This is a genomic window from Paracoccus sp. (in: a-proteobacteria), from assembly GCF_047973135.1.
Classification (GTDB): domain Bacteria; phylum Pseudomonadota; class Alphaproteobacteria; order Rhodobacterales; family Rhodobacteraceae; genus Paracoccus.
The window spans coordinates 1-4,157 of the sequence record NZ_JBKEBL010000076.1 but is presented as its reverse complement, the minus strand read 5'-3'; the positions used below and the strand labels follow the sequence as shown (position 1 = coordinate 4,157).

Genomic DNA, 4,157 nt, shown 5'->3' with positions numbered 1-4,157 from the left:
AGCCCCCGGAAGTTGTCACTGCTGCTGGCCATCGTGGCCATTGCCATCGCCTGGAGTTCGAAGATCGCCGTTGCCGTCGCTGGCTCTGCGCCAAGGTCCCGGAAGACCCATGGATACCCGGCAAAGTCATGGTTCCGGATCGGCTTCGATGCCCTGAGAAATCGGCTGCGATACGACATCGACCGCGCAATTCAGCCATGGACCGCAATGCCCCGATCAATCCGGAAAAAGCGTGGAGTCGTGTAGTGTGGTCTTTGACTCTTCCTGTAGCTACCCCCTAGGACAGGTGCTTTGATTACTCAGTGTCCGAAATATGTAGCAAACTTCGGACTCGCGTATGTCCGAAAAATGCGGTAATCTTCGGACATGACGGATGTTAGATCACCTGCTGCTTTGCCCACTCAGATCCTTGATCGGATCAGCGCCGAACCTGCCAAGGTTTGGACGCCGGGAGATTTTGCGGATGCCGGTTCGCGCGAGGCCGTTGACAAGGCCCTTCAGAGGCTAGCCAAGTCCGGCGAGCTCCGCCGTATCGAACGCGGCCTCTATGACAAGCCGCGGCTCAACAAGCTGACCGGCAAACCGTCGGCACCGGATTATCGCGCTGTCATCGAGGCTGTTGCACGGCGTGACAAGGCACGCTTTGTCGTGGACGGGATGACCGCGGCCAACACGCTCGGACTGACAAATGCCGTTCCAGCCAAGATCGAGGTCCTGGTCGACGCCCGCCTGAAACCCATCGAACTGGGCAACCAGAAAATCGTCTTCAAACACGCTGCGCCCAGCCGACTCTACTGGGCGGGACGTCCTGGAATGTATCTTGTTCAGGCACTGCACTGGGTCCACGATACCATGCGGTCTGAGACCGAGCGCTCGAAAGTCGATCGGACCATTCGAAAGCTCCTGACCGATAGTGATGGGGGGCGAAACCTCACCGAGGACTTGCGCATCGGCCTCTCGGCCATGCCGATATGGATGCAGGACATCCTGCGCAAACCGATCATGTTGGCAGGTGCGGAGAGAAGCACGTGACGACAGAGGCGTTCTTGGAAGTCATCCGCGCGGAGCCCGCTGACCGCGCTGACCTCTTCCTCACGACGGCCCGGCGGCTCGGTGCGCCCCTGGTCAACATCGAGAAAGACTTCTGGGTGTGCTGGACGCTCAACACCCTTTACCATCGGCTGCCCGAGGGCGGCCCACGACTTCTCTTCAAAGGTGGCACTTCGCTCTCAAAGGCCTATGGTCTGATCAACCGGTTCTCGGAGGACATTGACGTAACCGTCTTCAGGGATGACCTCGGTCACCCTAGGAGCACTGCTGAGATCGCGGCACTTTCCAACAAGAAGCGGAAGGCTGCTATTGACGCGATTGCAGCAGATTGCAGCCACTATATCACCACAGAGCTTCTGGAGGCCGTCTCCGAAATTCTGGCAGCCGACACAGGTCGGGCGGGTCGCGTCGAGATCGACGATAGCGATCCAACTTCTCAGACCTTACTGGTCTGGTATCCGCGGGTGGATGCATCTGAGACCAGATATGTGCAGGCCGCAATCAAGATCGAGTCAGGCGCGAAATCCGCACTCGATCCGAACCGACCAGTCACGATTGCTCCCTATATCGATGCCGACCTCGAAGCACTGGATCTCAGGGTGCCTGACGTCATGACGATCCATGCCGAGCGAACCTTCTGGGACAAGATCGTGATTGTTCACGGTTTGCGCAGCTGGTTCGAGCGGCGCGGCGAGCTTCGCCAGGACGGTCAGCGGATTTCCCGACACTACTACGATCTGCATTCGCTCTTGCTCTCGGATGTTGGCGCCTCGGCCGTCGCCGATCTGGCTCTAGAGCGTTTTGCGTGAAACGGGAATCCTTGGGATTCCCATAAGGTCGGATTTGTGATTCACGATGATTGGAGGTGGATCACATGGGCAAACCGTATTCTTCCGATCTGAGGGACAGGGTTCAGCGGCACGTCGAGGCGGGCCATACCCGGCGCGACGCGGCGATCCGGTTCGGTGTCAGTGCAAGCTTTGCCATCAAGCTCGACCAGAGGGTCAGGGCGACGGGCTCGACCGCGCCGGCTCGGCAGGGGCGGCCGGCCGGATCTGGGGCGTTGGCACGGTTTCGGGACTATCTGTCGGGGCTGGTCGAGGCCCGCCCCGACATCACCCTGCGGGAGTTGGCCGAGGCGCTGGAGGCGACCCATCGCCACCGGACACACCCGTCCTCGATCTCGCGGCTGCTGAACGCGGCCGGCTTCTCATATAAAAAAATCGCTGCTGGCCAGCGAGTGTGGGCGCGCTGATGTTCGCGCCCGGCGGCACGAATGGGTCACGCTGCGCCAGCCCCGGATGCGGGCCGAGCCACACAGGCTGGTGTTCATCGACGAGACCGCGACCACCACGAAGATGACCCGCCTGCGGGGCCGCGCAAAGCGCGGCGAACGGCTGCGCGCCGAGGCACCGTTCGGCCACTGGAAAACCCAGACCTTCATCGCCGGCCTGCGCTGCGACGGCCTGACCGCGCCCTGGGTCATCGACGGCGCCATCAACCGGGCAACGTTCGAGGTCTATGTCGAAACCCAGCTTGCCCCGACCCTGCAACCGGGTGACGTGGTCATTCTGGACAACCTCGCCGCCCACAAAAGTGAGAAAGCCAAGGCCATTCTGCGGGCGCGTGGCACATGGTTTCTTTACCTGCCGCCATATTCGCCAGACCTGAACCCCATAGAAATGGCATTCGCCAAGCTCAAGGCCCATCTCAGGCGGATCGGTGCCAGAACCATTGATGCCCTATGGAACGCAGTCGGCGAAATCTGCGACCTCTTCGGCCCCGAAGAATGCTGGAACTTCTTCAAAGCAGCAGGGTACTGTGACGGTTAATCGCAAAACGCTCCAGTCGTTGTGTAGCGGCTGTCACGGTCAGCAACGTGCCGTCTTCACTGCCATGATGTTGGCTGGCGTGTGCCGCGTCGTATGCCGCCCGACGGCTCCACAATCGCAACATTCCGCCGTCGAACAATGGCTCACCAGCCTGTGAAATCAGCCTTGGGGATATGATGCCAGCCTCAATCTGAGTGAGCAGCCCTGCTCGCGACAGCCCGAGCAGCGTGGCCGCCTCCATATCGACAAGCTCGCTCAATTCACGCTGCAACGCCTCGACCATTGCCGACGTCACAAAGCCCTTTGGGCACCACTTTCCATCATCGGGCTGATGCGCAAGGCCCCGCTGTCGCATAAGATGCAGTAGATCAGATGGCATAACGTCCAATGCCATCACATCAGCGTCCTCGCACTGATCTCCTCCCGGCGAGGGTTTCCCCAGCACCAGAATCCCCTGCGCACGGCGAAGCTGGCCAATATCCGGCGGCGCACGATATCGCGTAGCGGCTCGAACTCGTCGCCAAGACCGCGACCGTTCAGCCATGTGGTGAACGGGCCATAAACCCGCGAGAAGAACCGGTGATCGACTCCCCCGCGGGACAGCATACGCTCCATTTCCTCGGCCAAGGCATCCGCGCCCTGCCGGAATACCTCGAAACCCGACTGGCCGAACTGCGCCCATTCCGTCTCGCTGTGCCCGCTCAGCCTGCTGTCGGCGCCCCGTTCGCGCAACAGACCGAAGACCTCGCAGGCGCGGCTGGCGACATTCAGCTCAAGCCAGTCGATCCATGCCTCACCACGTTCGCCAGCGACCCGGCGCCAGAGATATCCCTCAAATTCGGTGTGGTCTTGCGGCACGGGTTCTGCTCGCTCAATCAGCTGCCAGTACTTGTAAATTTGCGACGCGAAATCATAGCCATGCAGGGTGAATGTTTCCGCCGGCAAGGGGATCAAGGCACAGCTATGCACCGGGCATGACCGGATCGAAACAAGCTGCCATGTTACACGCCGGGGCGCGCGCCAGACTTCCGCTGGCAACCCTGCATCCTGCCGGATGCAATCCGGGCAGATGCGGATCCGCGAGCGATGCAGCGTGTGCGTAGTCGCCACCTCGTTGCGCAGGCGCAGGGCATTCCGCCCGAGGTTGCGGATTGAGACCCGCGCCAACGCATCCGCATCGCATCCGGCGAGGCGCGCGAGATATTCGATGGCGTCATGATCGCCGCGCAGCAATGCCTTGTAAGGAAACCCGATGTCGCGGCAGAAATCCGTGCT

At 60.9% G+C, this 4,157-nt stretch carries 5 protein-coding genes and 1 pseudogene; 4 read left to right on the top strand and 2 right to left on the bottom strand.

The genetic code is table 11. The features are described 5' to 3' along the window. From ACK5L9_RS06495 to ACK5L9_RS06480, 4 genes and pseudogenes are all read left to right on the top strand, one after another. Window positions 1–246 (top strand): annotated as a pseudogene (locus tag ACK5L9_RS06495) (transposase); the annotation flags it as partial. A gap of 120 nt (window positions 247–366) precedes the next feature. Then, window positions 367–1,032, top strand: coding sequence for a DUF6088 family protein (locus ACK5L9_RS06490; protein ID WP_416910651.1), 666 nt, complete (start codon window positions 367–369; stop codon window positions 1,030–1,032). Window positions 1,033–1,046: 14 nt separating this feature from the next. Then, window positions 1,047–1,859 (top strand): nucleotidyl transferase AbiEii/AbiGii toxin family protein, encoded by an 813-nt coding sequence (locus tag ACK5L9_RS06485; protein WP_416910650.1) that lies wholly within the window; start codon window positions 1,047–1,049, stop codon window positions 1,857–1,859. 65 nt (window positions 1,860–1,924) lie between these two features. After that, window positions 1,925–2,882, top strand: a protein-coding gene (locus ACK5L9_RS06480) for an IS630 family transposase (RefSeq protein WP_416910649.1) whose coding sequence is annotated in 2 segments (ribosomal slippage) — window positions 1,925–2,266 and window positions 2,268–2,882 — 957 coding nt in all. Because the reading frame shifts where the segments join, the coding sequence is not laid out codon by codon here. Here the strand turns inward: ACK5L9_RS06480 and ACK5L9_RS06475 are convergent. Continuing rightward, window positions 2,854–3,276: a hypothetical protein gene (locus ACK5L9_RS06475; protein ID WP_416910648.1), complete on the bottom strand. Its 423-nt coding sequence runs from the start codon at window positions 3,274–3,276 to the stop codon at window positions 2,854–2,856. The genes ACK5L9_RS06480 and ACK5L9_RS06475 overlap by 29 nt on opposite strands. Then, on the bottom strand, window positions 3,276–4,157 hold an 882-nt coding region (locus ACK5L9_RS06470; protein WP_416910647.1), incomplete at its 5' end, for a TniQ family protein. The genes ACK5L9_RS06470 and ACK5L9_RS06475, both read right to left, overlap by 1 nt.